Annotated in this window: 6 protein-coding genes; 1 reads left to right on the plus strand and 5 read right to left on the minus strand. The window is 48.5% G+C overall.

Going from position 1 to position 6625, the window contains the following annotated elements; genetic code table 11:
- Window positions 1–316 precede the first annotated feature (316 nt).
- The 5 genes from PHE24_03410 to PHE24_03430 all read right to left on the minus strand — a co-directional run bounded on the left by PHE24_03410 (window position 317) and on the right by PHE24_03430 (window position 5390).
- On the minus strand, window positions 317–571 hold the full coding sequence (locus PHE24_03410) for a type II toxin-antitoxin system RelE/ParE family toxin (protein MDD4902160.1): 255 nt from the start codon (window positions 569–571) through the stop codon (window positions 317–319).
- The gene (locus tag PHE24_03415; GenBank protein ID MDD4902161.1) at window positions 507–875 is read right to left on the minus strand and encodes a type II toxin-antitoxin system Phd/YefM family antitoxin; all 369 of its coding nucleotides are present in this window, start codon (window positions 873–875) and stop codon (window positions 507–509) included. Before PHE24_03415 ends, PHE24_03410 begins: the two co-directional genes overlap by 65 nt.
- A gap of 233 nt (window positions 876–1108) precedes the next feature.
- Window positions 1109–1780 (minus strand): DNA repair protein RadC, encoded by a 672-nt coding sequence (gene radC, locus PHE24_03420; GenBank protein ID MDD4902162.1) that lies wholly within the window; start codon window positions 1778–1780, stop codon window positions 1109–1111.
- A 753-nt stretch (window positions 1781–2533) separates the two neighbouring features.
- Window positions 2534–4183 (minus strand): B12-binding domain-containing radical SAM protein, encoded by a 1650-nt coding sequence (locus PHE24_03425; protein ID MDD4902163.1) that lies wholly within the window; start codon window positions 4181–4183, stop codon window positions 2534–2536.
- Between the two features lie 145 nt (window positions 4184–4328).
- Window positions 4329–5390 (minus strand): hypothetical protein, encoded by a 1062-nt coding sequence (locus PHE24_03430; protein ID MDD4902164.1) that lies wholly within the window; start codon window positions 5388–5390, stop codon window positions 4329–4331.
- Between the two features lie 215 nt (window positions 5391–5605).
- Here PHE24_03430 and PHE24_03435 point away from each other — a divergent pair, with 215 nt between their 5' ends.
- Complete coding sequence (locus tag PHE24_03435) at window positions 5606–6541, plus strand: ParB/RepB/Spo0J family partition protein (GenBank protein ID MDD4902165.1); 936 nt, start codon at window positions 5606–5608, stop codon at window positions 6539–6541.
- Window positions 6542–6625: the final 84 nt, after the last annotated feature.

The following is a 6625-nucleotide window of genomic DNA, read 5'->3' on the forward strand; positions in this document are numbered from 1 at the left end:
TATTAATTATATTGTAGAAAATTTGGGATTGAAAAGCAAATTTGAATGAATACGGCTTATAATAATTGCGCTGTAACACACCCCGTCAGGCCGAGGCGTCCTGCCACCCCTCTCGAGAGGGGAATATTTTAACCACCCCTGGCCCCTCCTTGGAAGAAGGGGTTACACACCCCGCCCTTTGGGCACCTCCGCCTCGGCCTGCCTTGATGAGCCCGCGGCGAGGCAGGCAAGCCTTCGGCGAGACGGGCCTCCCCCATGCATCGCTTCGCTTTGCGGGGCAGGCAAGAGGGGAATTTTACACACCCCTGGCCCCTCTTTAAAAAGAAGGGGAAACCGGGCGGGCGATGGCGATGATATAGAGGACGGGACCGCCGGATTTCTGGAGTTCGAAAATTATTTTGAAGGGGTAAATAAAAAAAGAGCGATAACCGTCAAAGCGGCCGCTCAAACTTTTTCCGGAAACAGGATTTTTGCTCAACTCCAAAATTCCGGCGATGACTTTCGCCTTATCTTCGGCGCTTAGCGCGCCCAGAAACTTTTCCGCCTTTCGGCTTAAGAGTATTTGGTGCATACTTAGCCTTTGGCTTGTCGGCCAACACGTAGCCCTCCCGAGCCAAAATATGATCCAAGCTGATATAATTTTTATTCTGCCAATCTTTTTTGGCGTCGGCGATGCTTTTGTCCAGATCGGGAAATTCTTTCATCACGGCCAAGGTTTCGCGCCAGGATTCGAATTCGTCGGCCGGCATAAGCACGGCTTTGATCCTGCCTCGTTCGGTCAAACCGTAGCAAGCGCCCTCTTTCTCCACGTCGGCGACAATTTTAAAAATATTCTTCCGGGCTTCGGTCAAAGGCAGCACTTTTTTTATGTCCATATATTTAACTGCCTCCTAATGTACATTATAACGTACACTGAGGAATAGCGTCAAGAGATTAATTTAATTTAATGTCGGGAATATACCCACCCCGTCCGGTCAGGGACCGTCCACCCCTCCCGAGGAGGGGAATTTTTTACACACCCCGTCCGCGCGGCGCGGCCACCCCTCTCGAGAGGGGACTTTATTGATTTAATCTTACCTTTTTTATGGCTGAAAATCAAGCTTATTATTTATAAAACACCGGATTCTTTGAGCGAGGAAAAATTATTTGCCACAATGATCAGATGGTCCAAAACTTCGATGCCCAAGAGCTCCCCGGCCGCGGCCAGGCGCTTGGTAATTTTAAGATCTTCCTCGCTTGCTGACAAATCTCCGGAAGGATGATTATGAGCGACGATAATTTGGCTGGCCAGATTTTTGATGGCTGGTTCGAAAATTTCCCGGGGATGAATTAGGCTGGCATTGACCGTACCGACCGAGATCGTCTCACGATGAATTAATTGATTGCGGGCGTTGAGATACAAAACGACAAAGTGCTCTTTCTTGGCAATGCGCAGTTCTTGCAATTGGGCGACGGCATCCTTGGCGGAATTTATCAAGGGCAAATTATTATCTTCAACTTCCAGAGCGCGTTTGGTTAATTCAAAAGCAGCGAGTAACGAGCAAGCCTTGCTCGGACCGATGCCTTTAATTGATGATAACTTGACATAATCTGAAGCGAGCAATTTTTTCATCGGATGCTTGGCCAAAATTTCTTGGGCCATATCCAAAACATTCTTTCCAACGCGACCCGTGCCCAACAAAATGGCCAGTAATTCTTTGTCTTTCAAATTCATCGCCCCTTTGGCGATCAATTTTTCCCGCGGCCGTTCATGACGCGGCAGATCTTTAATTTTTGTCATACCCTCCTGGTTATTTTATTATTTATTAATAGAATATAATTTCACCTCTTTTCTACCAGCAAATCAAAAAAATGCATCATCACAAAATTCAACCATCACACACCCCGTCCCGCCGAGGCGGCGGTCCACCCCTCTCGAGAGGGGACTTTTTTTCATACCCCTCCCCTTAGGGCCTGTCGCCGAATGCCATTTTGGCCTAAATCTTCAGGATTTGACCGCGCCACTACGAATGGCGCCCATACGAATTAGAATAAAGTATGGTAAATTTTTTAAAAAATATTTCAGCTGATATAACCATATCACCTTCAATATTTTTTAAAAAATTTCCTCAAAATCTGAAAAATCTATGCTCAAAGAGCATTCGGCGACAGACCCCTTATTATTTTATTAATGAAATATAATTTTACCTCTTTTTTATCAGTAAATCAAAAGGGTGTTGTCGAAAAATCCAAACGTAACACACCCCGTCCCGCCGAGGCGGCGGTCCACCCCTCTCGAGAGGGGACTTTTAAAAAGCGGCAGTCCCCTGACGGGAGACTGCCGCATGACAAAAAAATGCATCATCACAAAATTCACCTATTACACACCCCACTTCGTTCTGCTCCGCAGAACTTCGCGGGGCAAGCCGTCCGCTCCGCCCTCCGCCCAAGGCGGACAAGAAGGCGGACGCGGTTTAAAAAAGAGGGGGGATAAAAAACGGAGCTTCGGCTGAAGGAAGCTCCGGGTGAAAAAACGATCTGGCCGAGGAGCTTTTTAAGCGTACCTCCGCCGGGCGATGGTTACCGCCTTTCTTTGCAAGGCAACCACCTTGCGATAGTGAGTCAGCATAATTGTCCACGTCACGCCCGAGGCAAACAATCCGAACTTGGCGAAAAAAGTTGTCAGCAACAGTCTGATATACCGCCAATTATACCGAGAGAAAATCCCGATGCGCCACAAGCTATGCGCGAATGCTTTAAGCTCGCTTAACGAAGGTCTTCTCGCCGGTGTCGGCTCCAAGTTTTTGATCGCGTTCCTTACCCGGGCAAAATAATTGCGGGGTAAGAATAATTGCTTCTGCAACCAGAGAAACCCGTCAACCAGCTCTTTCGGATCCATGCAGATCGGTTTATAGTTTAGGATTCCTTCCAAGGGTTTATCCACCAGCCTTCCTTCCGCTTTCATCCTGATCCAATCCTCCGTGTGGCGCAGGATCAAGACCACATTAACCATGGCGACGATAATTCCCGATTTCTGCAAAAACTCATAAAGCACTTTGAAAATAGCCGGGGTATCCCCGTCAAGTCCGACAATGATCCCGGCCATCACCTCCAGGCCGTGTTTCATTATTTTTTTGACGTCGGCCACCAGATCGCGCCCGACATTCTGCGTTTTATGGCAGGATTCCAGGCTCGCGTCATTGATCGATTCAATGCCGATAAAGACTTTTTTAAACCGGCAAGCGGCCATTTTTTTCATCAACCTTTCATGATCTGCCATCCTGATATCGGACTGGAAAATGAAGTCGAAAGGAAAATGATTTTCAATCTGCCACGGCAATAAATGATCGAGGAATTCTTCCAAATATCGCGGCGACGCGAGCAAATTGTCATTGACGATAAACACGGTTCCATGTTTGAAAACCCGGCGCAGATTATCCAGCTCGACTTTGACTTTTTCCCAAGGCTTGAAGCGCAGCTTCGTGCCGGCAATGGCGTGGATGCTGCAAAACGTGCATTGGTGCGGACAGCCGCGCCCCAATTCGATCGGGACGATCGTGTAGCGATGAATTTTCGCCAGCTCCAATCTTGGCGGCGGCAACAGCGCCAAATCGCAAAATTTCGCGGAAGAATAAACGGATTTGAACACGTCTTCTTTCCGATCCTTTTCCGGCAAGGCCTGGTATTTTTCCCAGGCGCTGATAAATTCCGGCAGTGTCAGCTCGGCTTCGCCGGAAAAAATATGGTCAACCCCGGGAAATTCATTCGGCTCGGCTTGGAAAAACAGCGGACCGCCGGCCACGACTCTCGTATCGTTACAGAGTCCAATAACTTCCAGCGCGCTCTCCTTCTGTTCTTCCATCGCTGAAAGAAAGACCAGATCGGCTTTTTTGATCTGTCTTTTCAACATCCATCTTTTCCACCAAGGCTCGACGTTCATGTCCCAGAACGTCACTTGCCAAGTTGCCGGCAGCAGAGCGGCGATCATCGGCAAAGCCAGCGACAAAATCGCCGACTTCTTGCCGACGAACCACAAAGCCCAATGTCCGCTCCAAAAATTCGCCTTCGGAAAGAGCGGATAGATCATCAAAACCTTAACCTTAACCGCCGGCTTGCCAGCCGACCGCCGGGACGATAGTTTGCCCCGGAAATTCACTTTCAGGAATACTGAAAAGATCACGAGAATCTTCATGAGAATTTTCATTGTTCGCTCCTTGTTTTATTAGTTAAAAAAGAACTGCCCATATATTAGAATATAAACGATATTATTAAAAGATGTCAAGACCCAAAATAAAAAAGAGGCGGCCGTCATGGTCTCCTCTTTAAGAAAAAAGAGCTGCTAAGAATTTTTATCGCCCGATCTGCAAACGCTTGAGTGAATGCGAGTGATCGATTGTTTTTGAAAGGTACAATCCCGCAGCCTTGGACATTCCGATCGAAGCGCCGGGAAGAACGCGGCCGAGCGGATCAAAAACCTTTTGGCCCATTTGGCGAAGGTCGCGAGCCGGAATGCCTCGCGGCAGGCGATAAGGATTTTTTATGCCTGTCAAACCGCTATCCGAAACATAAACCGTATCAATTCCCGGATAATAAATTCCATCAAAGCCGACGATGATTCGCTTGGGCTGATCGTCAATGATGCTTACCGGCGACACCGAAAGATACCAGGCGCTTCTCAATTCGAGATAATAATAATCAGTGATTTTGGGATAATCTTTGGAGACGATTATCATATCCGCCTGCCAGCCGCCGGATTGGCGCAACCCGTAAAATACTACCAAGCGGCCGCATTGATTGGAAATCGCAATATCGCAGATAACTTCAGCATAAATAGCCTGACTTTTGGCGGTGATAAAAGTGGCGGCAATCGAATCGCTGGTTATTACCGTACTAAGCCGATGTAGATTAGAAAAAGGGTATCCGCCGCCGACGCGATAGTCAAAGGTATAGACAATATCCAACTGATCACCATAGAGGTCGATGCAATTGAGCCTGCCTAAAACCCCGGCCGCGTGTCCATCCTTATACCGCGTTTTCCATTTGCCGTCGCCGCGATTTGACGCGTAAACGCAGCTGCCGCTATCACCGGCATAAACCAAGTGAGCCCAGCCGCTGCGATCCAGCGCCAAGGAAAATCGGCCATAGCCAAATGAAGTATTTCTGTCCCACTTCTTTACCACCGTATCATCGGCGATCAGGACGCTTCCCTGATATGCCTGAAAACGCAAGGGCCAAAGCGTATCGCCAGCCGTATCATCCTTTGCCACAAAAACCACGCCGGTTTGGCCGCTGTCATTGCTTGCCGCCGAATACCAAGCCAAGGCCGAATAATCAATGATAACCGCGGCATTCGTCGCCGCCGCCAGAACAAAAATTACCGGTAAAAGGCTGAAAACTTTGGATAATTTCATATCCGCCTCCTGTTTGTTAAGGTACCAAAAACGATAGCTAAATCTTGCTACTTATTTAACTAACTGTCAAACAAGCCGCGGATCAATCCGCTTATTTGACTTTATCGATGTTTCTTGGTAAGTTTTGATGAAACCAAAAATGGTTTTTGCCGGCTCTTTAGAAAATTTGAAAATCGTTTTATCGAAACATACCCTTAACCGGAGGAGGCGTACCAATGGTACAAAAAAAATCAAAGGCCGAACGTGAAGAAGAGACGGGCAAGCCGATCTGGATCCTGATTGATCTGATCCGCCCTTTCAAAGGACAGCCGAGAATATATTTCAATCCCGACCAGATGAACTCGCTCACCGGGAGCATCGAGGAATTCGATCAGGAAGATGTTGTTAAGGTCCGCCGGCTCAGAGACAAAAAAGACCCGCGGCACAAATACGAACTGATCGATGGCGAGCGCCGCTACCTCGCCTGCAAAAAAGCCGGAAAGAAAAAAATCCAGGCGGTGGTGAAAAAAGTCAAAGACCTGGAAGAACAATTCTTCAAATCCTTGACCGCCAATGCTTGCCGGGCCGGACTGACGCCGTTCGAAGAAGCCCTGGCGATTGAAAGGGCGATGAAAATGAAAAGGATGAGGGACCTGCCGGCCGGACAACAGGTCGTCATGTTCAGCAAAATTTTCGGCTGTACGACAGTTACAATCTACAAACGTCTGGCCTTGCTCCGCCTGCATCCCGAAGTCCGGGCGATGCTTGATCCCCGATTGCCCGCTGAAAAACAGCTGAGTCTGGCGCTGGCTGACTTCATTTCCGAGAATGATCCCGGTTTTCAGCTCGCGGTCGCCAAGAAAGCGGTGGAAAAAAAGATGACGCTCAATCAGGCGCGATCATTCGCCCGCAAGCTGGCCCATAAAAAGGGCGTATCGGCCGGAACGGCCAAACACCGCGGTCCGCACGATGATTACCGATTATTCTCATCGTTCGTGCGCAAAACTTTCGACCAGCTCGGCATGTTTGCCGAATCGGCGTTGAGGGAAAATCTCCTCAAGAGGCCGCTGGAAGATTTGGAGGTCATGGACACGGCCTTAAAGGAAATCATTTCCCGTTTTACCGAATTGAAAAACGCGCTGTTAACGAGGCGGCTGTTAACAAGGCGATAGAAAGAGAAAAGAATGGAACCAATCAATCAATCAGATTCGGAAAAGCCCCGCCAGCGGGTTGTGCTGATCGGCGAATCCAAAGCG

The sequence above is a fragment of the Patescibacteria group bacterium genome (assembly GCA_028707065.1).
Classification (GTDB): domain Bacteria; phylum Patescibacteriota; class Patescibacteriia; order Patescibacteriales; family WJLG01; genus JAQTUZ01.

Bases quoted from the DNA above. Each gene is read 5' to 3' on its own strand.
- PHE24_03410 (MDD4902160.1), bottom strand. From the start codon at position 571: ATGCACCAAATACTCTTAAGCCGAAAGGCGGAAAAGTTTCTGGGCGCG.
- PHE24_03415 (MDD4902161.1), bottom strand. From the start codon at position 875: ATGGACATAAAAAAAGTGCTGCCTTTGACCGAAGCCCGGAAGAATATT.
- radC (MDD4902162.1), bottom strand. From the start codon at position 1,780: ATGACAAAAATTAAAGATCTGCCGCGTCATGAACGGCCGCGGGAAAAA.
- PHE24_03425 (MDD4902163.1), bottom strand. From the start codon at position 4,183: ATGAAAATTCTCATGAAGATTCTCGTGATCTTTTCAGTATTCCTGAAA.
- PHE24_03430 (MDD4902164.1), bottom strand. From the start codon at position 5,390: ATGAAATTATCCAAAGTTTTCAGCCTTTTACCGGTAATTTTTGTTCTG.
- PHE24_03435 (MDD4902165.1), top strand. From the start codon at position 5,606: ATGGTACAAAAAAAATCAAAGGCCGAACGTGAAGAAGAGACGGGCAAG.